The sequence below is a fragment of the Delftia sp. NA_296.1 genome, from assembly GCF_052692095.1.
Window position 1 is genome coordinate 301,770 of the sequence record NZ_JBQZGF010000006.1, and the last position, 25,810, is coordinate 327,579.

Annotated in this window: 29 protein-coding genes and 1 riboswitch; of the genes, 16 read left to right on the forward strand and 13 right to left on the reverse strand. The window is 64.4% G+C overall.

Features of this window, described 5'->3' with window-relative positions; genetic code table 11:
• Positions 1 to 149: 149 nt before the first annotated feature.
• The 7 genes from ACUTR7_RS17335 to ACUTR7_RS17365 all read left to right on the forward strand — a co-directional run bounded on the left by ACUTR7_RS17335 (position 150) and on the right by ACUTR7_RS17365 (position 7,090).
• Complete coding sequence (locus ACUTR7_RS17335; RefSeq protein ID WP_445609391.1) at positions 150 to 2,264, forward strand: metallophosphoesterase; 2,115 nt, start codon at positions 150 to 152, stop codon at positions 2,262 to 2,264.
• A 226-nt stretch (positions 2,265 to 2,490) separates the two neighbouring features.
• Entirely contained in the window at positions 2,491 to 2,646 is a 156-nt protein-coding gene (locus ACUTR7_RS17340) for a hypothetical protein (protein ID WP_012206197.1), read from the forward strand.
• A gap of 245 nt (positions 2,647 to 2,891) precedes the next feature.
• Positions 2,892 to 3,293, forward strand: a complete 402-nt coding sequence (locus ACUTR7_RS17345) for a BLUF domain-containing protein (RefSeq protein ID WP_034395786.1) — start codon at positions 2,892 to 2,894, stop codon at positions 3,291 to 3,293.
• Positions 3,294 to 3,354: 61 nt separating this feature from the next.
• The gene (locus ACUTR7_RS17350) at positions 3,355 to 5,139 is read left to right on the forward strand and encodes a putative bifunctional diguanylate cyclase/phosphodiesterase (RefSeq protein ID WP_445609392.1); all 1,785 of its coding nucleotides are present in this window, start codon (positions 3,355 to 3,357) and stop codon (positions 5,137 to 5,139) included.
• Between the two features lie 86 nt (positions 5,140 to 5,225).
• A riboswitch (yybP-ykoY riboswitch) is annotated at positions 5,226 to 5,404 on the forward strand.
• A 19-nt stretch (positions 5,405 to 5,423) separates the two neighbouring features.
• On the forward strand, positions 5,424 to 5,993 hold the full coding sequence (mntP, locus tag ACUTR7_RS17355; protein ID WP_043824905.1) for a manganese efflux pump MntP: 570 nt from the start codon (positions 5,424 to 5,426) through the stop codon (positions 5,991 to 5,993).
• A 164-nt stretch (positions 5,994 to 6,157) separates the two neighbouring features.
• Positions 6,158 to 6,565, forward strand: a complete 408-nt coding sequence (locus ACUTR7_RS17360; protein WP_034395775.1) for a PRC-barrel domain-containing protein — start codon at positions 6,158 to 6,160, stop codon at positions 6,563 to 6,565.
• 150 nt (positions 6,566 to 6,715) lie between these two features.
• Positions 6,716 to 7,090 (forward strand): c-type cytochrome, encoded by a 375-nt coding sequence (locus ACUTR7_RS17365; RefSeq protein ID WP_374617582.1) that lies wholly within the window; start codon positions 6,716 to 6,718, stop codon positions 7,088 to 7,090.
• Positions 7,091 to 7,092: 2 nt separating this feature from the next.
• On the opposite strand, the gene ACUTR7_RS17370 is transcribed toward ACUTR7_RS17365, so the two are convergent.
• The gene (locus ACUTR7_RS17370) at positions 7,093 to 8,028 is read right to left on the reverse strand and encodes a LysR family transcriptional regulator (RefSeq protein WP_445609393.1); all 936 of its coding nucleotides are present in this window, start codon (positions 8,026 to 8,028) and stop codon (positions 7,093 to 7,095) included.
• Between the two features lie 90 nt (positions 8,029 to 8,118).
• Here ACUTR7_RS17370 and ACUTR7_RS17375 point away from each other — a divergent pair, with 90 nt between their 5' ends.
• Positions 8,119 to 9,480 carry an MFS transporter gene (locus ACUTR7_RS17375; RefSeq protein ID WP_445609394.1) on the forward strand — a complete coding sequence of 454 codons (1,362 nt, stop codon included), beginning with the start codon at positions 8,119 to 8,121 and terminating at the stop codon, positions 9,478 to 9,480.
• The gene (locus ACUTR7_RS17380) at positions 9,477 to 10,115 is read left to right on the forward strand and encodes a LysE family translocator (RefSeq protein ID WP_013801864.1); all 639 of its coding nucleotides are present in this window, start codon (positions 9,477 to 9,479) and stop codon (positions 10,113 to 10,115) included. Before ACUTR7_RS17375 ends, ACUTR7_RS17380 begins: the two co-directional genes overlap by 4 nt.
• A gap of 48 nt (positions 10,116 to 10,163) precedes the next feature.
• Here ACUTR7_RS17380 and ACUTR7_RS17385 read toward each other — a convergent pair whose 3' ends face one another.
• From ACUTR7_RS17385 to ACUTR7_RS17400, 4 genes are all read right to left on the reverse strand, one after another.
• Positions 10,164 to 10,472, reverse strand: a complete 309-nt coding sequence (locus tag ACUTR7_RS17385) for a type II toxin-antitoxin system RelE/ParE family toxin (protein ID WP_013801863.1) — start codon at positions 10,470 to 10,472, stop codon at positions 10,164 to 10,166.
• The gene (locus ACUTR7_RS17390) at positions 10,469 to 10,744 is read right to left on the reverse strand and encodes a type II toxin-antitoxin system ParD family antitoxin (protein ID WP_445609395.1); all 276 of its coding nucleotides are present in this window, start codon (positions 10,742 to 10,744) and stop codon (positions 10,469 to 10,471) included. The genes ACUTR7_RS17385 and ACUTR7_RS17390 overlap by 4 nt, the downstream gene beginning before the upstream one ends.
• A gap of 207 nt (positions 10,745 to 10,951) precedes the next feature.
• Complete coding sequence (locus tag ACUTR7_RS17395; RefSeq protein ID WP_071956230.1) at positions 10,952 to 11,257, reverse strand: antibiotic biosynthesis monooxygenase family protein; 306 nt, start codon at positions 11,255 to 11,257, stop codon at positions 10,952 to 10,954.
• Positions 11,258 to 11,422: 165 nt separating this feature from the next.
• Entirely contained in the window at positions 11,423 to 12,418 is a 996-nt protein-coding gene (locus ACUTR7_RS17400) for an NAD(P)H-quinone oxidoreductase (RefSeq protein ID WP_445609396.1), read from the reverse strand.
• A 140-nt stretch (positions 12,419 to 12,558) separates the two neighbouring features.
• Here ACUTR7_RS17400 and ACUTR7_RS17405 point away from each other — a divergent pair, with 140 nt between their 5' ends.
• On the forward strand, positions 12,559 to 13,455 hold the full coding sequence (locus tag ACUTR7_RS17405; RefSeq protein ID WP_445609397.1) for a LysR family transcriptional regulator: 897 nt from the start codon (positions 12,559 to 12,561) through the stop codon (positions 13,453 to 13,455).
• Here ACUTR7_RS17405 and ACUTR7_RS17410 read toward each other — a convergent pair.
• From ACUTR7_RS17410 to ACUTR7_RS17435, 6 genes are read right to left on the reverse strand one after another with little or no spacing between them, the layout of a single operon-like run.
• Positions 13,427 to 15,388 carry a response regulator gene (locus ACUTR7_RS17410; RefSeq protein WP_445609398.1) on the reverse strand — a complete coding sequence of 654 codons (1,962 nt, stop codon included), beginning with the start codon at positions 15,386 to 15,388 and terminating at the stop codon, positions 13,427 to 13,429. The two genes, ACUTR7_RS17405 and ACUTR7_RS17410, sit on opposite strands and share 29 nt — an antisense overlap.
• 45 nt (positions 15,389 to 15,433) lie before the next feature.
• Positions 15,434 to 16,294, reverse strand: coding sequence for a sensor histidine kinase (locus ACUTR7_RS17415; RefSeq protein WP_012206210.1), 861 nt, complete (start codon positions 16,292 to 16,294; stop codon positions 15,434 to 15,436).
• Complete coding sequence (locus ACUTR7_RS17420; protein WP_445609399.1) at positions 16,291 to 17,289, reverse strand: ATP-binding protein; 999 nt, start codon at positions 17,287 to 17,289, stop codon at positions 16,291 to 16,293. Before ACUTR7_RS17420 ends, ACUTR7_RS17415 begins: the two co-directional genes overlap by 4 nt.
• Before the next feature lie 47 nt (positions 17,290 to 17,336).
• Positions 17,337 to 17,741 (reverse strand): anti-sigma regulatory factor, encoded by a 405-nt coding sequence (locus ACUTR7_RS17425; protein ID WP_012206212.1) that lies wholly within the window; start codon positions 17,739 to 17,741, stop codon positions 17,337 to 17,339.
• Positions 17,731 to 18,105, reverse strand: coding sequence for an STAS domain-containing protein (locus tag ACUTR7_RS17430; protein WP_012206213.1), 375 nt, complete (start codon positions 18,103 to 18,105; stop codon positions 17,731 to 17,733). The genes ACUTR7_RS17425 and ACUTR7_RS17430 overlap by 11 nt, the downstream gene beginning before the upstream one ends.
• 7 nt (positions 18,106 to 18,112) lie before the next feature.
• Positions 18,113 to 18,955, reverse strand: coding sequence for an STAS domain-containing protein (locus ACUTR7_RS17435; RefSeq protein ID WP_099752385.1), 843 nt, complete (start codon positions 18,953 to 18,955; stop codon positions 18,113 to 18,115).
• A 435-nt stretch (positions 18,956 to 19,390) separates the two neighbouring features.
• Here ACUTR7_RS17435 and ACUTR7_RS17440 point away from each other — a divergent pair, with 435 nt between their 5' ends.
• Positions 19,391 to 20,092 carry a pentapeptide repeat-containing protein gene (locus tag ACUTR7_RS17440; RefSeq protein WP_043821199.1) on the forward strand — a complete coding sequence of 234 codons (702 nt, stop codon included), beginning with the start codon at positions 19,391 to 19,393 and terminating at the stop codon, positions 20,090 to 20,092.
• A 35-nt stretch (positions 20,093 to 20,127) separates the two neighbouring features.
• On the opposite strand, the gene ACUTR7_RS17445 is transcribed toward ACUTR7_RS17440, so the two are convergent.
• Together ACUTR7_RS17445 and ACUTR7_RS17450 are read right to left on the reverse strand one after the other, a co-directional pair.
• Entirely contained in the window at positions 20,128 to 20,628 is a 501-nt protein-coding gene (locus ACUTR7_RS17445) for a hypothetical protein (protein ID WP_445609400.1), read from the reverse strand.
• Positions 20,629 to 20,731: 103 nt separating this feature from the next.
• Positions 20,732 to 20,995 carry a VF530 family protein gene (locus ACUTR7_RS17450; protein WP_445609401.1) on the reverse strand — a complete coding sequence of 88 codons (264 nt, stop codon included), beginning with the start codon at positions 20,993 to 20,995 and terminating at the stop codon, positions 20,732 to 20,734.
• 206 nt (positions 20,996 to 21,201) lie between these two features.
• Between ACUTR7_RS17450 and ACUTR7_RS17455 the strand changes: the two genes are divergently transcribed.
• The 5 genes from ACUTR7_RS17455 to ACUTR7_RS17475 all read left to right on the forward strand — a co-directional run bounded on the left by ACUTR7_RS17455 (position 21,202) and on the right by ACUTR7_RS17475 (position 25,800).
• Positions 21,202 to 22,758, forward strand: a complete 1,557-nt coding sequence (locus ACUTR7_RS17455; protein WP_445609402.1) for a methyl-accepting chemotaxis protein — start codon at positions 21,202 to 21,204, stop codon at positions 22,756 to 22,758.
• A 26-nt stretch (positions 22,759 to 22,784) separates the two neighbouring features.
• Entirely contained in the window at positions 22,785 to 23,090 is a 306-nt protein-coding gene (locus ACUTR7_RS17460; protein WP_012206218.1) for an NIPSNAP family protein, read from the forward strand.
• 112 nt (positions 23,091 to 23,202) lie between these two features.
• Positions 23,203 to 24,195: an ABC transporter substrate-binding protein gene (locus ACUTR7_RS17465; protein ID WP_445609403.1), complete on the forward strand. Its 993-nt coding sequence runs from the start codon at positions 23,203 to 23,205 to the stop codon at positions 24,193 to 24,195.
• A gap of 19 nt (positions 24,196 to 24,214) precedes the next feature.
• Positions 24,215 to 25,078 (forward strand): ABC transporter permease, encoded by an 864-nt coding sequence (locus ACUTR7_RS17470; protein ID WP_199959417.1) that lies wholly within the window; start codon positions 24,215 to 24,217, stop codon positions 25,076 to 25,078.
• Positions 25,075 to 25,800 (forward strand): ABC transporter ATP-binding protein, encoded by a 726-nt coding sequence (locus tag ACUTR7_RS17475; RefSeq protein ID WP_445609404.1) that lies wholly within the window; start codon positions 25,075 to 25,077, stop codon positions 25,798 to 25,800. Before ACUTR7_RS17470 ends, ACUTR7_RS17475 begins: the two co-directional genes overlap by 4 nt.
• Positions 25,801 to 25,810 lie beyond the last annotated feature (10 nt).

Consider the following 25,810-nt stretch of genomic DNA (forward strand, 5'->3'; position numbering starts at 1 on the left):
GCAATCGGCGTGCCCGCCGCGCGCCCTCCCCCTGCAAAAGTCGGACGCCGTCTACCACGCCTGGCTGGGTTGCCCTGTCACACCCATGAAACATGGGCTGCAGACAATGCCGGACTTTGTCAATCAGAGCGCCCCGCGCAACACGAAGAATGCAAGTCTGGAAATTGGGAATGGTGGCCGGTGCCGCAGCGCTGGCCCTGGCGGGTTGTGGTGGCAGCGATGGCGATAGGGCAGATGGGGGAACGAACAGCCAGGCCGTGGCCTTCATGGCCGATGTGCACTTCCAGGACGTGTACGGCGACCTCAAGAACAGCGGCTTCAAGGGCGTGCCCACGGCCAATGGCATGTTCGCCACCATCCGCACCATGTATGCGCAGCTGACTTCCACGCGGCTGTTCAACGAGAACTACTTCGCCTTCCGCGCCGCACTGGACGATTCGCTTGCCAAGGGCGTGAAGCTGGTGGCCTTCCCCGGCGACTTCTCCGACGACGGCCAGCCGCTGAACGTGAACGGCTTTCGCGCCGTGCTGGCCGAGTACGAGAAAAAGGGCATGCGCTTTTTCATCGCGCCCGGCAACCATGACCCTGTCGCCCCCTACGACGATGACGAAAAGGGCAAGGACGACTTCATGGCCGCCAACGGCAGCACGGTCAAGGTCTACGCCAAGAACTACCAGGGCTGCCTGAACGCCGAAGCCAACGTGGTCTGTACCGACCAGTTGATGGAGCAAGGCTATGCCTCGCTGCTGCGCGACCTGGCCCCCTACGGCCTGATGCCCAATGAGAAGGACGTGTACTGGGAGACCCCCTACAGCACCTACGCGCAGGACAAGTACAGCTATGCCGAGGCGGCCAGACAGGCCCAGCTGGGCCAGCGCAGCTACGAGATCTGCAAGGAAGGCGAAGGCGGCAGGTTCAAGCAGGCCGGCTACACCAATTGCACCAGCATTGCCGATGTGAGCTACCTGGTCGAACCCGTCAAGGGCCTGTGGCTGCTGTCGGTGGACGCCAACGTCTTCGTGCCGGACAAGCTGGACCCCGCCAAGCCCAACTCGCCCAAGGGCTTCACCGGCGCCGGCAATGCGGGCTGGAACAAGATGACCACGCACAAGAAGAGCGTGATGGCGTGGATCGAATCGGTGAGCGCGCGCGCCAAGGCCCAGGGCAAGCAGCTGGTGGCCTTCTCGCACTACCCGACCATGGACTTCTACGCCAACCAGACCGACGCCATCAAGGCCGCCTTCAAGCCCGGCGCCTTCCAGACGGCGCGCGTGCCCGAGCAGGCCACGGCCGAGGCGGTGGCCGCCACGGGCCTGCCGCTGCACATCGGCGGCCACATGCACTTCAACGGCACCAACGACTACCTGAGCAAGAGCGGCAAGTACCTGGTGAACGTGCAGTCGCCGTCGCTGGCCGTCTACGGCGCGGCCTACAAGATCGTGCGCTTCGACACGCCGCGCAAGGTGGACGTGCAGACCGTGGCGCTGAACAACGTGCCGCGCTTCAACGAGCTCTTTCCGCTGTACGAGATGGAATGGAAGTACGTGGAAGGCAGCAGCAAGCCCGAGGACGCCAAGCGCCGCTGGGACAAGGCCATTCTGTCCAGCACCAGCTATGGCGACTTCACCAGCCGCTACTTCGGCGAGCTGTCGCGCCTGCGCTTCCTGGACGAGTACTGGGCCTGCGACATGAAGGACCTGGTCAGCCAGCTCAACCTGCAGCAGATGCTGACCATGGCCCAGCTGGACACCAAGGTCACCTACGCCCAGCTCGCCGGCCTGGCCGCGCAAGGCGTTGCCGTGCCCTTCAAGCCCAGCGCCGGCTGCCTGCAAGGCAGCCCCGTGGCCGGCAATGCCGCGCAGTGGGCATCCGACTGGAGCGTGGCCGAGAACGCCGCCCGCGCCAAGGCCCAGGCCGCGGGCGTGGACTTCAACGCGCTGGCCAAGGTGTCGGCCTATACCTTCTACGGCGACTTCCACCGCACCGTCTACGCGGGCGGCCTGTCGCTGAACGACATGGGCAAGCAGCGCGTGGAGCAGTACCGCCTGCTGATGAGCGCCTTCCCTGCCCTGACCTCGGCGCCCCAGAAAACGGGCGACAAGCTGGCCGACAGCACGCCCGTGGGCCAGCCCTTCCAGTACAGCTTCAAGCAGGTGTTCTCCATCCTCAAGGGCCTGGGCTCGGGCAAGCCCAGCGACCATTTCTCGGTGGACTTCGACGCCAGGACGCTGCGCGCGGAAGGCAGTGACAGCCTGAAGTTCTGACAAACAAGGCGCGGCCTGTACAGCGCTGATCTGTGCCAAGGGGTGCCCTGCCCCTTCGTGCAGGTCAGCGCTTTCTTGCATTTGCACAGGCATGACTACACGGCTTCCGATCTTTCCTACACCCGGATTTCACGGCGCGCCACACACTTGCTGCATTCCTCCCGCAACCCCTAAAGACCGGCGGCATCGGCGCCAGCCGCCACCCGCCGGATCAGGAGTTCTCCCCATGAAGCAGCTCATTCCCATGGCAGGGTCCCATCACCGTTCGTATGTCCCCATGCAGATGGGCCAGCCCATCAGCGATGGCAACTACACCCAGCAGCAGACCAAGGCCAACCAGCGACAGATAGGCCAGCCCTTGCCGCAAAAGCAGCAGCAATGAGGGCGATGCCGCGCCTGTGAGGCCGGCCACGTCAATCCAGGCAACACCCTCCTCCTTCTTGCACACGCCCCGCAAGCCCTGCCCGCCAACGCTTGTGGGGGCTTGTTGTCCTTGGGCCCCCGCAGCCGCCCAGGCCCAGGGTGCAAGCAGTATGGTTACATATGCAACAACGGGTTGCGCACCTACGTGACCCCCCTCGCGCAACGCATACCATCGCCGCCCAACAACTCAGAAAGGCGGAGGGTATGCAAGAAAATTCTCTCGAATGTTTCCTTTATCACAGCCAGCTGGCCCCAGGGGCTGACACCACATGCATCGCGGCGATCATCAAGGCGGCGCGCACCTTCAACTGGTCGGCCGGGATCACGGGCATGCTGGTTTTCGACGGTGAACGCTTCTTCCAGTATGTCGAAGGGCCGCCAGAGCAACTGGCGCTGCTGGTGGAGTCCATCTCGCGCGATGAAAGACACATCAACTTCACGCCCCTGTTTCCGCAGGCACGCCTTGATCAAAGGCGTTTTGCCAAGTGGTCCATGGCCTATGTGATTGTGGAAGACACGGAGCCGCTGGGCACCATCTCCGAGCTTCAAGGTCCAGGCGCACTGGAAAAACTGCAGGAGCTTTTACCGCTGCTGGACGCCCAGTAATCCCTTTGCCCCCCAAAGGCGCGGCAGTTTTATAGTATGGGTTCACTGAGGCAGGAAATCGATGCTTACCCGTTGGACTACCGAATCCGAGAAAGAGCAACTGCTCGGACTGCAGACCGCTGAAATCCTGGACCTGAATGCCAGAAAGGAATTTCAGCGCATCACCGAGCTCACCAGCCGCATGTTCATGACTCCAATTGCCATCATCACGGTTCTGGACGAGCACAGGCAATGGTTCAAGGCACCGGTGGGTGTGGATATGGATGGCAGCCTGCGCACGGATGCCTTCTGTGACCACACCATCAGAAACGAAGGAATCATGGTGATTCCCGATACGCACCTGGACAGCAGATTTTCAGAAAATCCCCTGGTCACCCACAAGCCCAATATCAGGTTCTATGCAGGTGTGCCTTTGATAATGGAATCCGGCCACGCCATCGGCAGCCTGTGCATCATCGATACCCGGCCCAGGACATTCTCCGAAGAGCAAGGCCAGCAACTGCAAGCCATGGCCGCCATCGTTCAGGCTCAACTTCACTACCATCACAGAATTGGAAAAATAAACGAAGTCACGGGCCTGCCAAATCGCACGCAACTCAAGCTGGACCTGAAGAGCCTTTGCATTCTGGCCCCGGGATCGGCACGCGGCCTGGTATTGATGGAGGTGCTCAACCACGCCAGCCTGCTGGAAATGAGCAATGCGCTGGGCTTGAACTATGTCGAGCAGCTCATGCGTGACATTGCCAAGGCAGTCACGGACATGACGGGGCCGCACGCAACCGTCTACCACGTGGGCCTGGCCAGGTTTGCCTGGGTGATCAGCGCCGGCAGGCAAGAAGATGAAGAGGCATTGGTCAACCAATTGCTGGAGTACCTGCAAACACCCATCACCAGCGCCGATCTGCGGTTCGAACTTCAACCCAGGGCAGGCGTGGTGCGGTTCTACCTGAACCAGGACGAGGTGGACGATGTCATTCGCAAGGCGATGGTGTGCGTGCAGCAGGCGGGATACAACGCTCGATCGTTTCACCGCTATGAGGAGAATGAGGACAGTCTCCAGCAACGATCCTATCGGCTCCTGCGGGACTTCGGACATGCTCTGGGCAATGGGCAGCTGCGGCTGGTGTACCAGCCCAAATTCGACAACCACAGTTTCAGCTGCAAGGGGCTGGAGGCGCTCATACGCTGGAAGCATCCACAAATGGGAGAAATCCCGCCCAGCGAATTCATCCCTCTGGTTGAAGCCACGCCGTTGATCCACAGCCTGACACGGTTCGTGATCAAAACGGCGCTGGCGCAGGTGGCGGCCTGGAAAGCCGAGCAACTCGATCTTCAGGTCTCCATCAACATCTCCCCGCGCAATCTGGATGAGGTCGATTTTCCGGACTACCTGAACGCCATGTGCAACCAGCACGGCGTTCCGCTGAAAAACATCGTGATCGAGTGCACAGAAAGCGATGTGCTGACAGGCCATGGCACGGTTCAGGCGCTTCAACAGATCAGGAAACTCGGCATCAAGGTTGCACTGGATGATTTTGGCGCCGCATATTCCAATCTTGCATCGCTCAAGAATCTGCCTGCCGAGATATTGAAGATAGACCGGTCCATGGTCTGCGACATCGATACCAATGACCGGGCCCTGTCCGTATTGAAATCCATCATGACCATGGCCTCGGATCTTGGCTATCGCCTGGTGGCAGAGGGCGTTGACAGCGCCGAAGTCTTTGATTTACTTGTTTCCCTGGGTTTCGATGAAATACAGGGCTACTATTTCAGCAGGCCCATTGAAGCGTCGGAAATCAGGAAATTCGTTGAAGAGCGCAATCGGTACGCCAACGGAAAATAGCGGCAGCCACGAAGATACGAATCATTTCCAGAGAGCCGCATGCCGATGGGGGCATAGGCCCCGATCACGCCCTGCGCTCCTAGAATCACGCATCCCTTGGGGAGTAGCCTGCTTGCAACCTGCAAGCGCCTGCGTCAACACACTCGGCATCCTGCATGCTGTGGCGCAGGCATCCGTTCTTCGGTTGGCGAGACCATCGGCATTTCACCGCGACACAGGTCACAAGGTCGGGCGGCGGTGAAGTGCCGTTGTGCGCTTGCCCGGCCGTGAAGAACCCCTCCCAGATGAACGCCGCATCCATCCTGCTCCTGGCCTTTGCCATGTCCACCGACGCCTTTGCCGCCGCCGTGGGCAAGGGCTCCGCCCTGCTCAAACCCCGCTGGTCCGAAGCCCTGCGCACAGGCGCCATCTTCGGCGTCATCGAAGCCCTGACGCCGCTGGCCGGCTGGGCGCTGGGCTATGCGGCTTCCGACTACGTCAAGGCATGGGACCACTGGATTGCCTTCGTGCTGCTGCTGGTGCTGGGCGGCCGCATGCTGCTGGGCGCCCTCAAGGCCGCTGACGGCGAAGAAGAGGCCAAGCCCGCCCGGCACGGCTTCTGGCTGCTGGTGGCAACCGGATTCGCCACCAGCATCGACGCCATGGCCGTGGGCGTGGGCCTGGCCTTCCTGGATGTGAGCATCACCACCGTGGCCCTGGCCATCGGCTTTGCCACCTTCGCCATGGTGACCCTGGGCGTCATGGTCGGCCGCCTGCTGGGCAGCATTGCGGGCCGCTGGGCGGAGGCCGTTGGCGGTGTGCTGCTGATCGGCATCGGCTCGGTGATTCTGTATGAGCATCTGAGCGCCATCTGATTGGGGGCCTGTACCACGCCAGCGCACGGTTGCGGGAGCTTGTAGGCAGGCTCCTCGCCGCGCCGCTCGATTGGCTGACAGGCCTTTGCTTGCTTTTCCGATCTCCGTGCGCTTGGGCAGCGCTCCTAATGAGGGCTTCAAATTTTGTTTTCCAGGAGTTCTCTATGACAGGTCACAAGACGCTGAAGATGGGTTTGATCGCTGCCGCACTGATCGCAGGCGCAGCCTCCACCAGCTGGGCTCAGCCCGTGGCAGGCACCACCACCCTGGGCGTGGCGGCCACTGAAGTCCAGGCCGTGGCCACGGGCTGGAGCCTGAAGAAGTCCGTGCTGGGCAAGAGCGTCTACAACGAGGAAGGCAAGGCCGTGGGCAAGATCGACGATGTGATCGTCGCACCCGACAAGGCCGTGTCGTACGCCATCATCGGCGCAGGCGGCTTCCTGGGCATGGGCAAGCACGACGTGGCCATTCCCGTGAACCAGTTCCGCGTGGAAAACAACAAGATCACCCTGCCCGGCGCCACCAAGGACGCGCTGAAGGCACTGCCCAAGTTCGAATACGCGAAGAAGTAAGCCAGGCGCGCACTGTCGCCTCATTCACAAGCCCTGCACTGCAGGGCTTTTTCGTGGGCGCGTGGCAGGCAGCCAGGCAAGCGTCCAGAGTGACCGTGGAAGGCAATATGATCGCGGCGGATCAGATTCATACAAAAAATCCACGAGCAAATGAAAATACTCTTCGCCGCGTCATTGGGAATATCGTTGGTCATTCAGGCATCGCCCTCATTTTCGGACAACAGCAATGGGAAGCAGCTCTATTCATCGAGATGCGCCATGTGCCACGGGGCAGACGCCAGGGGCACGGGCCCGCTGGCCAACAAGAGCAACCCTCCCACGCCCGACCTGACGACCGCCGCCTTCAGAAAAAGGCTGCATGATTATCCGGGCGTGATTGTCTCGTCCGTCATTCTTCGCCCGAATGGAGATTTGATTCCCCGGACCTTGCGGGAAAACGGCGTGAAAGTACCGCCCCATGCCTGGACGGTGAAGGATTTTCGTGACCTGAATGAGTATTTCAGTGGCCTGATCACGAAGAAATAAATTCAAATTGCGATTTCCTGCCTGCGCACATGCTCGCGCACTGCATCGACCAGGATGCGCGCAAGGCGGTCCACGGGCTCCGGGGCATCCAGCGCGGCGCGGCCCAGGATCAGGTCCATGGACGGCAGGGCCGGCAGGCCAAGGGCCTGTGCATCCAGCGGCCTGACGTGGGCGGGCAGGCCGAACGGCGTGCGCACGGACAGGCCCAGGCCGGCCGCCGTGGCGGCCCAGACGGCGGTCAGGCTGGCGCTGTTGAAGGCGTGCCGCCAGGCCAGGCCCTTTTTGTCCAGGGCGGCCGTCACGATGTCCCGCAGGGGGCAAGGCGCCTCAAGCATGGCCAGGGGCAGCGCCTCATCGCCCTGCGCCCCGCCGTTGAGACCGCGCGCCCAGCCGGCCTCGGCCGCATCCAGCGATGCCGGGCCAATCCACTGAAGCGGCAGCCGCATGATGTGCTCGCCCTGCACGCAGGCATGGTTCATGCCCACATCCCAGAGCAGCGCCAGGTCGAACTGGCCCAGGGCCATGCGTTCGCGCAGTTCATCGCTGCGGGCCACGCTGGCCTCGATGCGCACATGCGGGTGGGCACGTGCGAACTGCCCCAGCACATGGGGCAGCACGCTTTCGCCCAGGTCTTCCTGCAGGCCCAGGCGCACCAGGCCGCGCAGTTCGCTGCCGCGCACGGCCGCCACGGCGCGGTCGTTGAGTTCCAGCAGGCGCAGCGCGTAGCCGCGCAAGGTTTCCCCCGCCTCCGTCAGCACCAGCCCCCGGCCGGACTTGCGCAGCAAGGGCGTGCCGCATTGGGACTCCAGCTTCTTGAGCTGGGCACTGACGGCGGATGTGGAGCGGCCCAGCCGGTCTGCCGCCCGGGCAAAGCTGCCCAGTTCGACGCCGGTGCAAAAGGTGCGCAGCACATCCAGGTTATAGAGAACGCGTGTCATTGCCAAGCCCCCAATCGTGCTGAAAAAATGGATTGTAGATACGAAATTATGTGATTTTCAGGATGGTTGAGGCCCAACATACTGCCGCCCATGACCTCCTCTTCTCCTGCACCCGGCGCCGATCCGAGCCCCCTGCCCTTGCCCTCCCCGCCCCGCCACCGATGGAAGGTGCTGGCGGCAGGCGTCATCGCCAATGCAGCGTTTTCCGTGGCTTTCAGCGGGATTCCCATGACGGCCATCCTCATGCGTTCGGGCTACCAGCTGGACACCCGGACGCTGGGCCTGGCGTTGGGGCTGATGGGCCTGGGCATTGCGCTCAGTGAATTGCCCTGGGGATTGCTGACGGACCGCTGGGGTGACCGGCCGGTGCTGCTGCTCGGCCTGTGCGGCACGGCCGTGGCCCTGGCGGCCATGGCGCTATGGGCTTCGCCATCGTCGGCCCATGTCCCGCCGTTTGGCTTGCTGGCTGGCGGCCTGGTGCTGGTGGGGCTGCTGGGCGGCAGCGTGAACGGCGCCAGCGGCCGGGCAGTCATGGGCTGGTTTGCCGAAGGCGAGCGCGGCCTGGCCATGAGCATCCGCCAGACCGCCGTGCCGCTGGGTGGCGCCATCGGCGCGCCCTTGCTGACCAGCCTGGCCACGCATGCAGGCTTTGCCGCCGTCTATGGCGTGCTGGCTGCGCTGTGCCTTGGGGCTGCCGCATTCGCCGCGCTGTGGATTCAGGAGCCGCCGCAGTCACCGCTTCGAAGCAAGGCCGCCGCGCCGCATCACGCCGGAGCCACCACGCCCGGACCATTGCGCGATCTGCAGGCCTGGCGCATGGCCGCCGGCATCGGCATCCTGTGCGCCCCGCAGTTCGCCGTGCTGTCCTTCGGTACGGTGTTCCTGCATGACCATGCCCAGTTGGGGCTGGGCGCGGCGGCGGCCGTCATGTCGGTCGTGCAACTGGCGTCCATGGCCTTGCGGATCTGGAGCGGCCGCTGGACCGACAGGCACCGGAACAGGCCTGCCTTTCTGCGCGCCTGCTGCCAGCTCACCCTGGCGCTGTTCGCGGGCCTTGCGGTCCTGAGCTGGGCCGGCCACCCGGCCGGGTCTGCCGCGATGGGCGTGGCTCTCATGGTGATGCTGGGCATCTGCGGCATCTGCGTGTCCGCCTGGCATGGCGTGGCCTACACGCAGCTGGCCGGGCTGGCCGGCACAGCCCGCGCGGGCACGGCGCTGGGCATGGCCAATACCTCCGTGTTCGCGGTCTGCTTTCTGGTGCCCCTGGCCATACCGCATCTGCTGTCGGCCCAGGGCTGGGGGCTGGTCTGGGCCTGTGCGGCGGCCTGCGCGGGCTGGGCCATGCAGCTGTTTGCACGGGCCGGTGCCATTCGCAACGCCAAGGCCGCGAAGACCCCCCAATTGCACGAGAATGTTGGCTGTCTTCCCCCACCGACCTCCCCCCGATCATGACCATCGCCCACTGGCTTGTTTTCTGCGGCGTCTCGCTGTTGATGTGCTTCACCCCCGGCCCCGCCGTGTTGCTGGCCATCTCCAACTCGGTGGACGTGGGCGCAAGGCGAACGGCACTGAGCTCGCTGGGCAGCTCTGTCGGCATCTTTGTGGTGTCCGGGCTGGCGATGATCGGCATGGGGACCATCCTCGCCATGTCGGCCCATGCATTTCTGGCCATGAAGGTGGCGGGCGCCATGTACCTGATCTGGCTGGGCGTCAAGCGCTGGCGCAGCAAGGACGGCTTGCTGGGCAGCGATGCGGGCCTGGCCCCCACCCAGCGGCGCGAGCGCAAGAACTGGCAACTGGTGGCCCAGGGCATGGGCGTGTCGCTGACCAATCCCAAGGCCATCCTGTTCTTCTCGGCGCTGTTTCCCCAGTTCGTCGTCCCGGGCGAGCCGCTGCTCACGCAGTACCTGGTGCTGACCACCACCTTCGCGGTCTGCGCCCTGATCTCGCACGCCTGCTACGTGCTGCTCATCTCCCTGATCAAGGGCCACCTGGTGGCACACGCCAAGCTGTTCAACCGCATCGTGGGCGGCACCTTCATCGCGCTGGGCGTGGGACTGCTCAGGACACGGCACAAGCTGGGCTGAGTGCATGCGCAGCCCTTGCTCGCACGGGCCGGCCCGCTACTGCTACTACTACTCACCCTCTTCGAACAAGACAGCGGCGTAGTCCATTGCGCCGTGCAGGATGTGAAGAATGATGGTCCGCTCTTCTTGCTCGGCCACGCGGTAGAAGATCAGATAGTTGCCATGCACGCGCCGACGAATGCCGTGGCCTTCATACCGGGGTACCAGCGGAAAAGCGAATGGCCTGCGTGCCAGGGCTTCGCACTTGTCACGCAACTCCTGCACGAATGACAGTGCGCGGCGCGGATTGTCCTGAGCTATGTAGTCAGCGATGTGCTCCAGGTCGCATTCCGCATTGCCCGTGAATTCAACAATCATGCGGACTGGTTGTTCTTTTCGGCCTGTTCGGCCATTGCGCGGTATTTGGCTTCCAGTCTGTCGAACACAGCGCCAGTTGGCTTTGTGCGCCCCGCGTCCGCGTCAGCCAATCCGCGCCTGATGGACGCGTCGAGCGCAGTCAGCCTGGTTTCCCTGTCCTGCACCAGCCGAACCCCCTCACGCAACACTTCGCTCTTGGATCCGTACCGCCCGGTGTCGACAAGCTGCTGGACATAGCCTTCGAGTTGCTTGCCCAAATCTGCAGAAATCATGCTGCGCCCTCCTCGTGGGGTTGGAAACTGCAACAAAGCCTAGCGCATTTATCAACAGTTATCAAATCAATACATTGCTGCCGATGTGCCATACCAGCCCTGAAACGCCACGTATGCAAGAGGATGAGACGAATGCAAGCCCCCCCCAGCGCCTGCCACGCCCGCCACGCCCACGAAGGGCGGGCGGCGCGGCCGCAGATGCCAGCCTCAGTTCGCCTGCGCATCCCTCACCACGAAATGCTCCACATGCGGTGCCTGCGCAAAGTACGGGCCGATGATGGCGCGCCACTGCGCGAAGGCGGGTGACTCGCGAAAGCCCACGGTGTGGTCTTCCAGGGTCTCCCAGTTCACCTGCAGCACGTAGCGGCCGGGCGTTTCCATGCAGGCAAGAATGCTGTGCCCACGGTATCCACCGGCCTTGGACAGCACGTCGGCCACGGCCTGGGTCAGGGCTTGGCCGAATTCCTCGTGCCTGGCGGGATCGACCCTCAGTTCGGCAATTTCAACAATCATGGATATCTCCTGGAGAGGCGGCTCGATGTCGGCACGGAGGGCGGCCGGGGGCATCGTTCCTGGTTGAGAGACTGGATGCGCGCAGGGCTGCGCGCATCCGGAGACTTGGAATATTGCAGAACTTGAGGATTCCTGCCCAGGGGATGCGCGCCCCGGGCAAGCGCCTTACTGCCCTGCCTGCTCAGGGATCAGCAGCAGCTTGCCCACGCTCTGGCCCGATTCCATGCGCCGGTGCGCGTGCGCGGCCTCGGCCAGCGGGTAGGTGCTGTCGATCACCGGCCGGATGGTGCCGGCCGCCAGCGCGGGCAGCCAGCGCTGGGCGAAGCGCTGGACCATGGCCTGCTTGACTTCGGGCGGGCGCGACTTCATCACCGTCCCGAAGATCCGCAGGTGCTTGTACAGCAGCACATCCATGGGCACGGCCGCCGCCAGCGCGCCGCCCAGCAGGCCCACGCAGACCATGCGCCCGCCCATGCCCAGCGAGCGCATATTGCGCTCCAGGTAGGGGGCGCCAATGAAATCGACCACCACGTCCACGCCCTTGCCACCCGTCCTGTCGGCCACCACGGCCTGGAAGTCTTCGCTGCGGTAGTCGATGAACACGTCGGCGCCAAGGCCCGTGACGGCGTCGCGCTTGTCGCCGCTGGCCGTGGCAAACACGCGCGCGCCGGCCGCATGCGCCAGCTGCACGGCCGCCGAGCCCACGCCGCTGCCCGCCGCGTGGATCAGCACCGATTCGCCGGGCTGCAGGCTGGCCAGGTGGAACAGCGCCTCATGCGCGGTGACGAAGACTTCGGCCACCGCGCCGGCGTCGGTCAGCGACAGGCTCTCGGGCACATGCATGGCCATGCGGTAGTCGATGCGCGACAGCTCGGCATAGGCGCCGCCGCCCACGATGCCCATGACGCGGTCGCCCACGGCAAAGCCCTGCACCTGCGCGCCCACCTCCACCACGGTGCCGGCGATCTCCAGGCCCATGAGGTCGGATTCGCCAAAGTGGGCGCGGCCATAGGCGCCCTTGCGGTGGGATACGTCGGCACGGTTCACGCCAATCGCGGCGTTGCGCACCAGAAGGTCATGGGGCCGGACTTCGGGCCGGGCCACGTCGCGGGCCACGAGCACTTCGGGGCCGCCGAAGTCGTCGAAAACAATGGCTTGCATGCTTGTGCTGTCTTTCATTGCGCAATGAGTATTCAAAAAAGGGTTGAAGGTCCGATACCCAAAGCTTACGACTGCTCCAAGCCGCTCAAACGCAGCGATTTCGCTCTACAGTGCTGCAAATCTGCATCACCAAAACCGCCATGAACTGGGATGACACCCGCATCTTCCTCGCGCTGACGCGCACGCCCTCCCTGCGCGCCGCCGCGCGCAGCCTGGGCGTGGACCAGGCCACCGTGGGCCGCCGCCTGAACGCGCTGGAGGCCGAGCTGGGCAGCAAGCTGTTTTTGCGCGCCAGGGATGGCTACCTGCTCACCGCCGCTGGCGAGGCCGCGCTGGGCGCCGCGCGGCGCATGGAAGGCGCGGCGCTGGACCTGCGCACGCGCATCGAGGGGCTGGACGACAGCCCGGCCGGCCTGGTGCGCGTGACCAGCACCGACTCGATCGCCACCGAATTCCTGCTGCCCGCCATAGAACGCCTGCAGCAGCGCTGGCCCGGCATCCGCGTGGATCTGGAGGTGTCCACGCACATGCTGAACCTGGGCCGCCGCCAGGCCGATATCGCGTTTCGCAACGTTCGCCCCGAGGCACCCGAGCTGGTGGTGCGCCGCGTGGTCGCCTGGCCCGTGGGACTGTTTGCGAGCGCCGCCTACGTGGCGCGCTTTGGCCAGCCGTCGGCAGAGGACGAATTGCGCGGCCACCACCTCGTGGTCTATGGCCCCTTTCTGGAACAGCGGCCCGTTCCCACCATGGTCGATGTGCCCGCGCGCCAGGCCCGGATTGCCATGGCCGCCAACTCCAGCCTGCTGGTGCGCAAGGCCGTGGCGGCCGGCATCGGCCTGGGCGAAATGCCCGTGAGCATGGGCGAGCGCGAAGGCCTGCTGCGCATCTGGCCCCAGCGCCAGCGCTCGGACGACTACGAGGTCTGGCAGGTCATGCACCCCGACCTGCAGCGCACGGCCCGGGTGCGCGTCACGGCCGAGTTCCTGGCCCAGGCGCTGGGCCAGACGATCAACCCTGCTCCAGCAGCACCCGGATGAGGAGGTGCGGCTGCAGCGGCTTTTCCAGATAGTGGTCAAAGCCTGCCTGCAGCGCCTGGGTGCGGTCCTGCTCCCGGGCGAAGGCGCTGAGCGCCACGATCTTCACCTGTCTTGTTCCGCCAAAGTGCGCGGCCTCCGCTTCGCGCAGGGCCTTGACCAGCTGGAACCCGTCCTTTCCCGGCAGCCCTATGTCGCTGACGATGAGGCTGGGCCACTGCGCCTGGACCAGGGCCATGGCCTGGTCGAAGTTCTCGGCACTCCTGACGGTGGCTCCCTGGTCGGTCAGCACCACTTTCAGCATTTCGCTGGTGTCCGCGTTGTCTTCAACGATGACGATGTCCTTGCCTTTCAGGGATTCGCCATTTTCAAGATGCACATTCATCGGGTCGGCCTGGGAGGCGCTTGCCTCGTGCAGCGGAATCTCCACCCGCATGGTGACGCCACGGCCCACGCCTTCGCTGTGGGCGCGCACGGTGCCCCCATGCAGCTCCACCAGGTGCTTGACGATGGACAGCCCCAATCCCAGGCCGGAATGGCCACGGGTGGCGGGGGCGGAGGCCTGCGAGAAGCGCTCGAAGACATGGGGAAGGAATTCAGGCGCGATGCCCACGCCCTCGTCCGCCACGCTCATCACCAGGCTCTCGTCACTGATTTCAAGGCCCACCTTCACCACGCTGCGCGCATTGGAGAACTTGATGGCGTTGGAGACCAGGTTCCACAGGATTTGCTGAAATCGCGTGACATCGATCCACGCCATGATTTCATCGGACGGCGCCTCGAACTGCAGGGTGATGTTCTTGTCGGCGGCGTTGTCGCGCAACGGCTCCAGGCTTTGCACGGCCAATGAGCAGACATTGACCTCCTCGCGGTGCAGATTGAGTTTTCCCGTCGTCAGGCGCGAGATATCCAGAATGTCCGCAATGATGCGGCTTTGTGCCTTCACGCCTTTCTCGATGGCATCTATGCCCTTCTTGAGCATGGCCTCGCTGAGGTTGGCGCGCTTGAGCAAATGCGTGCCCCCGTTGAGCAGGGACAGCGGCGTGCGCAGTTCATGCGAGAGCACGGCGACAAAATCATCCTTGGTGCGGCTGATGCGCTCTGCGGCCACGCGCGCCGCCTGCTCCTGCTCCAGCATCTGCTGGCGCTGCCTCTCGAACTCCAGCGACTCCGTCAGGTCCTGGGCCACGGCCAGGCGGATGCCGGGCTCGATGGGATCGGAGAACTTCCAGGAGATCAGGCGCTCCTGCCCGTCTGCCGGGAGGATGGGGAATTCGCCGCGCCAGGACTTTTCGGGGTCTTCGGCCAATTGCTGCGCAGCTTTTTCCCGAACGGCCTGCGGAACAAAGCCCGTCAGCGGCTTGCCCGTCAGGTCGTCAATGCCGCGCTGCAGCAGTGCCTGCGCCTGGGAGTTGGCATCGCTGATCAGGCCGCCGGCGCTGACCAGCATCATGGCCGCCGGCGCCTGGTCATAGATGGCGCGAAAGCGTGACTCGCTGCGGCGCAGCCCGTCTTCCGCCAGGCGTGCGCGGATCAGGGCATGCAGCGTGGCAATCAACAGCTGCGGCTCCACGGGGTGCACCATGTAGGCATCGGCCCCGGCATTGAGGCCCGCCACCTGGTGGTTGCTTTTCACATACTCGGCCGACAGGTGCACCACGGGAATCAGGCTGGTGTGCCGCGCACCGCGGATGGTGCGGCATACGTCAAAGCCCGAGATATCGGGCAAGTGCACATCCAGCACCACGGCTGCCACGCCGGTCTCCGACAGGGCAATGGCCTTTTCCCCGGTTTCCGCCTCGACCGTCTGGAATCCCGCCGCCCTGATGACCCGTGCCGTGGAGTAGCGCGTGGCAGGGTTGTCGTCAACGACAAGAATGGTGTGCAGGCTTCGGTCGAATGAGGGAAGAATCATTCCAGTCGTGTTCTTGGGCATGATGTTCCTGTTGTTTTTGATGGGATGAAGACCGGCTTGGCCGTATCAGGCCTTCAGATCCTTGGTATCGACCGGAAGATGCGCGGGAACGATCACGGAAAAGGTCGAGCCTTCGCCCAGGGCGCTTTGCACTTCCACCCAGCCCCCCAGAAGCTGTGCCAGCTGCTTGGACAGGGCCAGGCCCAGGCCCGTGCCCCGCAGGCGCTTCTGGATGGGTGAATCGACCTGGGTGAAGTCATTGAAAATCGCGTCGTGGAATTCCGAGGCGATGCCTATGCCGGTGTCCGCCACCGAGAATTTCACCAGCATGTCCCCCACCAGTTCTGCCGACACCTTGATCTCGCCCTGCGGCGTGAATTTCAGCGCATTGGAGATGAAGTTTCTGAGGATCTGCGAGAGCTTGCGGTTGTCGGTGTAGAAGCGCGGCAGATCACCGGGCTCTTCGAACACCAGGCTCAACTCCACGTTGTCCGCCATGGCCTTGAACATGCCGCGCAAGGCAGCGAACAAATCCATCATCTCGAACCAGCCCGGCGAGATTTCCAGGCGGCCCGCCTCGATCTTGGCCAGGTCGAGCAGGTCGTTGACCATCTCGGAAAACTCGGCGGCGGTTTCCTGGATGAAGCCGACCTGCCGGGTCTGCTCGGTGGTGAGCGGTCCATCCACATGGTCCAGCAGCAGGCGCGCGTTGCTGCGGATGGCGCCTATGGGCGTGCGGAACTCATGGCTCATGTAGGAGAGGAAGTGGCTCTTGAGCTCGGTGGCCTTGCGCAGCTTCTCGGCCTGCACATCCAGCTCGCCGTAGAGCGCGACCACGCCGCGATTGGTCTCGTCCAGCTCCTCGCGCAAGGACCTGATCTCGGCGCGGCACAGTTCCAGTTCGGCTTTGAGATCGTCTTCGTTCATTGTTCTTCCTCGGCCTTGAGGACGACCACGGTGGCGTCATCTCTGCTGCGGGTGTTGTGCCAGAGAAGGCAGGCGGCCAGCAGGCCGGGGTCCCTGCCCAGCAGGCCCGCATAGTCCTCATGCTTCCAGCGGGCAGACACGCCGTCGGAGTGCAGCACCAGAACGCCATGGTCAAGGCTGGAGCAGTCGGCCACCCTGGGCCGCGAGATCTGTACACCTGCCGTGCCGTGCTGGCTGCTCAGGGAAAGGCTGGCCACGCCATTGAAAAGCCTGCCACTGATGTTTCCCGCACCGCAGCTGTGCACGGCCTGTGCGCCGAAGCGCACCGCCAACAGGGCCGCCCCGCGCGTGCCGCGCAGCGCTGCATGGGCCTGGGCCACGAACTCGTCCAGCGGCATGGCGGCATCGGCACCGCCGTTCCGGTTCTCGTTCCCGCTCCCATTCCCGTTCTGCGACGCAAAGACATCGACCGCCGCCCGGGCCGCATCGCCCGCCAGCGGTCCATGGCCCAGGCCATCGGCCACCAGCACCTCGGCCAGCCCCGCGCCCGACCTGACCGCCCAGGCGTCGCCGCTGATGGTCTCGGGCGCAACGGCCAGGCAAACGGCGCCCATGCGCAGCGACAGTGCCGCCGGCGCCCTGCGGCCTTCGCGCAGCCGCGCCAGGCTCACCGTGCCGGTGGCTTCGGAGACGACAAAGAAGTCGTCGGCCACCCTGGAGATGGCCCCCAGGCCCGTGCCCGGCGATCCCGAGCCGGTGCTCACCCCGTCCTGCATGGCGGTGGCGATGTCCTCGATGCCCGGGCCGCGGTCGACACAGATGATTTCGATGTCATGCAGGGGCGGCCGCGCGGCTATCCAGATTTCAGCATCCCGGGCATGCCGCACCAGGTTGGTGGCCAGCTCGGTCGCCACCAGCCCCGAACGGCCCATGTCCTCGTCGCCCCAGCCCATGTCGGAGGCCAGTGCAACCACATGGCGCCTGACCTCACCCACACGGCTCGCATCGCCTATTGGAAATGAACGATGGGTCCAGCCCCGGATTACTTCCACTTGGTGATACTCACTCGTGTGCCCTGGCCCAGCTCGGTTTCTATCTTGAAATCATTCACCAGCCGCTTGCTTCCCGGCAGGCCCAGGCCCATTCCCATGCCGGTGGTGAAACCATCGGTCATGGCCATTTTCAGATCCTTGATTCCAGGCCCTGTGTCTTCAAAAATCAATTGCAAGGCCTGTTTTCCATTGACTTCGATGATGGCCCAGTTCATGTGGCCACCTTTTCCATGAATCAGCGTATTGCGGGACAGCTCGCTTGCAGCGGTAATCATCTTTGTCTGATCGACCAGCGAGAACTTCAGCATCTGGCAAAGCGAGCGCACCGTCTGGCGCGTGGCAACAATCTGCTGCTCGTTTTGTAACGGCATTTGGCCGCTGCGATCATGTTCCAAGGGTGGCTCCCGACTGCTGGGCCCGCAAAAGGGCCATTCCCCTCTCGACGGTCATCGCCGTCCTGACCCCGCCAAGGGACAGGCCCAACTCCACCAGGGTGATTGCAACGGCAGGCTGCATGCCCACCACGACGGTGGCGGCAGACAGGATGCGGGCAATGCCCGAGATGGTCACCAGCATGCGCCCGACGAAGGAGTCCACCACCTCCAGCGCCGAGATATCGATCATGACGCCGCTGGCGCCCGTGCTCGCGATGCGCTCGGCCAGGTCGTCCTGGAGCGCCAGCGCCGTCTGGTCCTGCATGTCGATCTGGATGGAAACCAGCAGCACATCGCCCATGCGCAGGATTGGAATGCGGTCCATGGATGGCTCACTCCTGTGTCTGGCGGGTGATGCGCCAGCCGGTCTTGCCCATGGCCAGCTTGAGCGCCTCGGCCAGCGTGGCCTTGGTGGTGATGTCGCGCATGTCGATGCCCAGGTGCACGATGGTCTGGGCAATCTGGGGCCGGATGCCGCTGATGATGCAGTCCGCGCCCATCAGGCGAATGGCCGTCACGGTGCGCAGCAGGTGCTGGGCCACCAGCGTGTCCACCGTGGGCACGCCGGTGATGTCGATGATGGCCAGCTCCGACTCGGTCGACACCAGGCTTTGCAGCAAGGACTCCATCACCACCTGGGTGCGGTTGCTGTCCAGCGTGCCGATCAGCGGAATGGCCAGCACCCCCTCCCACAGCTTGACGACGGGGGTGGACAGCTCCAGCAGCTCTTCCTGCTGGCGGATGATGATCTCCTCGCGTGCCTGCTGGAAGCTGCTGACCGTGTGCTGGGCCATGTTGTCCACCAGCACGGTGGCCCTCCAGATTTCCTGGATGGCCGCAGCAGGATCGCCCGACAGCCCGCGCTGGATGTGTGCGAACAGCGGCTTTTTCAGCGACAGAATGAACTGGCTGGTTTCACCGGCACGCTGGCCCTGGGCGGCGCGGGTGCGGGACAGCTCGGCCAGCAGGCGCCGCGCCGGATTCCAGCCCTCGTCCGAAAACCTTTGCGGATCGGCGCCGGAAGCGAAGGCGCCCACAATGGCGTTGATAATCCCGCGCGCATCTTTTTCAGCATTCTTCCCGAGCGTGGAATCACCCGCGCTGGCCTGGGCCATCCAATCATGGATCAAGGCATCAATATCATTTTGGAGTGTTTGCTGGATAATTCCGGTCATAGATATTTGCTGGATTTCAAATAAATTATTCGTTGAGGCTGCCAGAGAACTGCATTGGTGAAAATACAGCTGGCGTGCCAACCATGTTTTCTGCAGATTATTTACTGGCACCCTCGCCACGAGAGACACATTTTGTAATGTCAAATAGCATCTTCCTGTAGGGGTTTTTCGACAGATGCATGTCCGCCAAGCCGCGACCTGGTCAGCAAGCCCCCGGTACGCAGCCACGGGTGACGCGGGCACGCCGGTTCCGCCCTTCCTGGAGGGCGGAGCCGGCACCGGAAGCAGCCCGCAACCCGTGTGCTCACAGGTTTTCTCATCCGTCAAACTGCGCAATGCATGCCCTTGGAAAATCCCAAGGGCATTTCACATCTGGGCGCGGCAAGGCCATACACTGCCCAGCCTTTCTGAAATACGCCATGCCTGATATTGACCATGCAAACAACGCCTTCCACAAAAACCATCGTCAATCAGATTTTTGATGAGGACCGTTTGTCGGAGCTATTGAAACAAGAAGCCTCTCATGGCCTGGGTTTCGAGCAATGCGAATTCGATGGATTGAATCTCTATCAACTCGATTTGCAGGGCGCACAATTTGTGGAGTGCAGTTTTGCCGACACCTGCTTTGAAAGCTGCCAACTGGCCGGCACCCGCTGGCTGCATTGCAAGGCGGGCCGCGCCGATTTTCGGCTGGCCAACCTGACGGATGCCCTGTTTTGCCAGAGCGACCTGAACAACACCAACTGGGAATTGGCCAAGCTGGCCTCAGCGCGCTTTCTTGAAGTCAAGCTGACCGGCGCCAGGTTTGGCGGTGCGCAAACCCTGGGTATTGATTTTCATGAGTCCCTGCTGATTGGTGCCGATCTGCGCGGCATGTCCTTCCGCAAGAAAACGCTGGAGGGCCTGAACTTCAGCGATGCCGATCTGGCCGGCTGCGATTTCCGCGATGCCGTTTTCCACAAGGCAAGCCTGCGCGATGCCCATCTCAAGAATGCCCGGTTCGATGGCGCGGACCTGCGCTCGGCGGACTTGCGCGGCTTGACGATTGCCTCGCTCAGCCAGCATTTCAAGGGCAGCCTGATCTCGCATGAGCAGGCTGCCGAGCTGGTGGGCGGGCTGGGCGTGCGCGTGATGTGAAGTCGAGGCGCGCGCGCCGCCACCGCCGTCCGCACTCAGTAAACGATGTCGTGCTCGTACAGCAGCCTGGAGATGTCCTTGGGCACAAAGCCTGTCAGCAGCGAGTTCTCGTCCAGCAGATTGATGAACTCCCCCGCCGTGCAGGACTTGGAGTGGTCAATGATGAAGTCCAGGAATTCCTCGCTGACGCGGTCACCGTCCTGCTCGAAGGACCAGCTGTGTTCCTGGCCGCCCGATTGGAAGCGCAGCGTGACAGTGTCGCCCTCCATGCCGGATTCGATGCCCTCATAGCCGATGGCGCCACCGCAAGCCTTGGCGAAGCGCTTGAGCAGGGCCACGTAGTCTTCGTCGGCCTCGTTGTCTTCCCCAATGCCGCCATCGAACAATTTGACCTGGGCGGCCTTGGTGTGCTGGCGCAGTGCCGCCATCAAGGCGTACTCGTCCTCGATGGTGGCGATGTCGAAATCCGCAGGCACGATGCCGTGCGTCTTCATGGCGGAGGCAATCACGGCGACAGGGTTCTGGCTCTGGGTCATGGTGGTGTCTGAAAGGGTTGCGGGATCAGAGACGGTGCCGATGATAGGCACAGCCTGTGCCTGCGCACTGGACATCTTGTCCGGTGGCATCCGGCTTGCGCCTTCAGTCTGTGGAAGCGGGCCTGCGCCTGTCCTTGCGCAGCATGTCCAGATAGAGCGCTTCCACCTTCTCGCGCGCCCAGGGCGTCTTGCGCAGGAATTTGAGGCTGGAGCTGACGCTGGGGTCCAGCGTGAAGCAGCGCACCGGAACCTGCCGTGCCAGGTCGGGCCAGCCATAGCGGGCCTCCAGTGCACGGACGATGGCTTCGAGCGTGACGCCGTGCAGCGGATTGCGGGGCTGGGCGGCGGGGGACGGAGTTTCTTGCATGGGGTGATTCTCCCTTGTGATGGACCGCAAGCCTGGCAGTGCGGTGCGCGCGCTGGTGCCGAGGTTGGCAGCGGCAGGACAGGTTCCGCAGAAACGGGACCGCGCCGACACCTTGCGAGCGCGGAAAAATTTGTAAACACATGAAACCAAAGAGGAAGTTTCTGTAGCATTCACGGCGTCCCTGCCTCTTCTTCGAACCCGCTTCCATGCCTGCCCTGTCCCTTCGCCAGAAACTGCTGGCTCCGCTGGTTTTCTGCCTGCTGGCGCTGCTTGCGCTGACCCTGTTCAACGCCTACCAGGCACGCAGCAAGGCCTATGAGGCCCGGCAGCAGGCGCTGCGGGACTTTGTCGATTCGGCAGACAGCCTGATTGCCGCCATTGCGGCAGAGGCCAAGGCCGGCAAGCTGCCTGAAGAAGACGCCAAGGCCACGGCCATTGCCCGCGTGGGGCAGCTGCGCTATGCCGGTGGTGCGGGCTACATCACCAGCATCACGACGGATTCCGTGGTGCTGAACAACCCCGCAAGCCCGGGCATCAACGGCAAGAACATGGCCGGCTTCCAGGACGCCAAGGGCAGCTACCTCTACCGCAGCATTGCCGCCGTGGGCGCGTCTGCCCAGGGCAACGGCTACCTCACCTACTGGTGGCCCCGTCCCGGCGCGAAGGAGCCCAGCGAGAAGCTGGCCTATGCCAAGCGATCCACCTCCTGGAACTGGGACCTGATCGCGGGTGACTATGTGGACGACATCCAGCAGGCCTTCATCGCCACCATCATCAAGTCGGTGGCGGCGCTGGCGGTGCTGGGCGCACTGCTGTCGTTGATCGCCTGGATGGCCACGCGCAGCGTGCTCCAGGCCATCGGCGGAGAGCCGGCCGTGGCGGCAGCGATCGCCAACCGCATCGCCGCCGGAGATCTGTCGCAAACCGGGCTGGAGGGGGCTTCGCACGCACCGGAAGGCAGCGTGATCGCGGCGGTGCAGCGCATGAGCGAGCAGCTGCGCCAACTGGTGACGCGCATCCATGACACGGCGGGCATCATCCACCGCTCGGCCGGCGAGATTGCCACGGGCAGCCTGGACCTGTCGCAGCGCACGGAGCAGCAGGCCAGCTCGCTGGAGGAAACGGCGGCGTCCATGGAGCAGTTGACCGCCACCGTGCACCAGAACGCGGAAAACGCGCAGCAGGCAAGCCAGATCGCCTCGGGCGCCTGCGCGGTGGCCGAGCGCGGCGGCGCCGTGGTGGACCAGGTGGTGAGCACGATGGGCGAGATCAATACCTCGTCGCGCCGCGTGGTGGACATCATCGGCGTGATCGACGGCATCGCCTTCCAGACCAATATCCTGGCGCTGAACGCGGCCGTGGAGGCTGCGCGCGCTGGCGACCAGGGGCGCGGCTTCGCGGTCGTGGCAGGCGAGGTGCGCACCCTGGCGCAGCGCAGCGCCTCGGCCGCGCGCGAGATCAAGACGCTGATCCAGGCCTCGGTGGAGCGTGTGGATGCCGGCGCCACCTTGGTGGACCAGGCCGGGCAGACCATGCGCGAAGTGGTCACCACGGTGCGCAACATCACAGGCATCGTGACCGAGATCGCCTCGGCCAGCCGCGAGCAAAGCACCGGCATCGAGCAGGTGGGCCACGCCGTGACCGACATGGACCGCGTGACCCAGCAGAACGCCGCACTGGTGGAGCAGTCCTCGGCCGCCACGCAGGTGCTGCAGCAGGAGTCGGAGAAGCTCTCCCGCCTGACGGCATCGTTCAAACTCTAGGCTTCGCTTCCTTTCTCTTTTCAGACATGATCACCTGCTACCTGCGCTATATCATCGACCCGTTCAAGGCCAAGGAATTCGAGGAGTACGGCAAGACCTGGATTCCTCTGGTCGAGAAATTCGGCGGCAAGCACCACGGCTACTTCCTGCCGTCCGAAGGTGCCAACAATGTGGCGCTGGCCATGTTCAGCTTCCCCAGCATGGCGCTGTACGAGGAGTACCGCATCAAGTCCATGCAGGATCCTGAGTGCCAGGCCGCATTCCGCTACGCGGAGGATACGCGCTGCATCCTGAGCTACGAGCGCAGCTTCATGCGCCCGGTGTTCGGCTGAACCTCCCCCCGCGCCACGCCCATGTGCGTGGCGCGCGTTTGCAAATACGGAATCGGTATTTTCACAACTAAAGCACGCTAACTAGCATCCATCCCATTGCAATCTTTTGAGGATGGAGCGCGTGAACAAGCGTCGTTTCCTGCTGGCCGGCCCTTCTCTGCTGGCCGCTGCCGCCCTGGCTTCCACCACCGCCGCGCGGGCTGCGGCCGACCCCAGGACCCGATTGGTCGTCGCCGACCAGAGCGAGCTGCTGCGCCACCTGCTGGATGCCAGCGGCGAGCGCAAGCGCCTGGGCTTTCAGCTGGAGCTGCCCAACTTCGCGGGCGGCCCGGCCATCTTCGAGGCCATACGCGCAGGCGCGCTGGACATTGCCTATGTGGGCGACACGCCGCCCATCCAGGCACGTGCCGCCGGTGTGCAGCTGCCCATCATCGCCACCTTCACGCGCGAGCGCGCCCAGTACCGGCTGGTGCAGCGTGCCGATGCAGGCATAGAGCGCCTGGCCGACCTGCGCGGCAAGCGCCTGAGCTATGTGGAAGGCTCGGGCCGCCAGGTCTTCCTGATCGAGGCATTGACACGCGCGGGCCTGACGCTGGCCGACGTGAAGCTGGTCAACCTGCGCGTGGCCGAACTCAACGACGCGCTGCGCGCCAAGACCGTGGACGTGGCCGTGCTCATGGAGCCCCATGTCACGCGCCTGGGCAAGCAGATCGGCGCGCGGCCCGTGCCCGATCCGCAGGAGCGCACGCTGCTGCCCGCCACCTCGTACATCTACGCACGGCCCGACGTGCTGGCCGACCCGGCCAAGTCCCAGGCCATCGTCGATTTCCTGGGCGCCTTTGTGCGCGCAGGCAAGTGGAGCAATGGCCACGAGCAGGAATGGGGCCGCCACTACTACACGCAGTTCCAGCGCATCGATGCGGAGAGCACGGCGGCCATCCTGGCATCGCAGTCCGACCTGCTGTTCCAGACGGCCGCCGAGGCGCAGCCGCACCACCAGAAGCTGATCGACATCCTGCACGCAGCCGGCAGCCTGCCGCAGCGGCTGGATGCGGCCGGCTCCTTCGTGTCCACCTACGACCGCGTGATCGTGGCCAACCGATGAACCGGCCAGAAAACACACGATGACGCAAGCGCAACTGGACATCAACGCGGCCGGTCTGGCACCGGCCACCGCAGCCACCGCTCAATCCGCGCCCGCCCCCCGGGCCGCCGTGCAACTGGTGCCCGCGCGCCTGTCGCAGGGCGCGCTGCTGGTGGGTCCCGGCCTGCTGCTGGTGCTGTGGGAGGCGGCCTCGCGCCTGGGCTGGCTGTCGCCCGAGACGCTGACCGCGCCCTCGCAGGCCCTGGTCGCCGGCTACGGCATGGTGGCAGACGGCAGCCTGCTGCCCCACCTGCTGGCATCGGCAGGCCGTGCCTACAGCGGGTTGCTGCTGGGCGTGGTGGCTGGCGTGCTGCTGGCCCTGGCCTCGGGCCTGACGCGCACGGGCGAGGCCCTGCTCGACGGCCTGGTGCAGATCAAGCGCGCCGTGCCCACGCTGGCGCTGATTCCCCTGGCCATCATCTGGCTGGGCATTGGCGAGTCCATGAAGATCTTTCTGATCTTCACGGCCGTGCTGGTGCCCGTCTACATCAACACCCACGCGGCCCTGCGCGGCATCGATATCGGCCATGTGGAGCTGGCCCAGACCCTGGGCCTGTCGCGCGCCGAATTCATCCGCAAGGTGGCGCTGCCGGGCGCACTGCCGGGCTTCTTCGTGGGCCTGCGCATTGCCGTATCGCTGTGCTGGACGGCGCTGGTGGTGCTGGAGCTGATCAACACGCAGACCGGCATCGGCTACCTCATGAACCGCGCCCGCGACTGGGGGCAGACCGATGTGATCGTGGTGGGCATCCTCATCTACGCCCTGCTGGGCCTGCTGTCCGACGCCGTGGTGCGCCGCATCGAGGCGCATGTGCTGTCCTACCGGAGGTCGCTGGGATCATGAGCCATCACCCCACCCCGGGCGCCGTGCGGCTGCAGCGCTTCACGCGCAGCTTTGGCGGCAAGAACGTGCTGGACGCCATCGACCTGGACATTGCCCCGGGCCAGTTCGTGGCCCTGCTGGGCGAGTCCGGCTCGGGCAAGACCACCTTGCTGCGCGCGCTCGCCGGGCTGGACGGCCATGCGCAGTCCAGCGGCGCGGCCAGTGCGCAGGGCAATGTGTCCGTGCTGTTCCAGGACGCGCGCCTGCTGCCCTGGCTGTCGGTGCTGGACAACCTCACGCTGGGTCTGGACGCGCGCGCCGTGCTGCCCGCAGCACGGCAAATCCTGCACGACGTGGGCCTGCAGGACAAGACTGGCGCCTGGCCCGCCACGCTGTCGGGCGGCCAGAAGCAGCGCGCCTCGCTGGCCCGCAGCCTGCTGCGCGACCCGCACGTGCTGCTGGCCGACGAGCCCTTCGGCGCGCTGGACGCGCTCACGCGCATGCGCATGCACGGCCTGCTGCTGCGCCTGGTCGAGCGCATACGGCCCACGGTCATCCTCGTCACGCACGACGTGGACGAATCCCTGCTGCTGGCCGACCGCATCCTGGTGCTCAGGGACGGCCGCATCGCCGAGGACCACGCCGTGGACCTGCCCCATCCCCGCCGCCCCGACCATCCTGCCTTCATGCAGCTGCGCGCCACCTTGCTGCGCAGCCTGGGCGTCGAGACAGAGATCGCCTGACGCCGGCCCC